Raw genomic sequence first — 245 nt, forward strand, 5'->3', positions numbered from 1 at the left:
TCTTGCGTGTAGGTATATCATGGCTTCGGTCTGATAGAACCTTTGGCGGTTTCTTAGGAAGCCGCCTTTTTAAGTTGCCACATTTCTTGTGACAGCTTTTACATTTCCTTTATCCCTCAGATCACGCCCCTCGTTGGCTTCCATGAACTTTTCCAGAATGTCAGTTTTAATAAGGACTTTTCTTCCGACCTTTAATACCGGAAGCTTCTTCCATTCAACCAGCTTTCTCAAAGTGTTTCTGCCAA

The 245-nt window shown here is 42.9% G+C and carries 1 protein-coding gene; it reads right to left on the bottom strand.

All coding sequences use genetic code 11. The annotated features are described in order from the left end of the window. Positions 1-69: 69 nt before the first annotated feature. Positions 70-245 (bottom strand): excisionase family DNA-binding protein (locus LI162_RS15455; protein ID WP_173690842.1); only part of this gene is annotated, 176 nt, incomplete at its 5' end.

Source organism: Mediterraneibacter sp. 210702-DFI.3.120 (assembly GCF_020561005.1).
Lineage (GTDB): Bacteria > Bacillota > Clostridia > Lachnospirales > Lachnospiraceae > Mediterraneibacter > Mediterraneibacter faecis.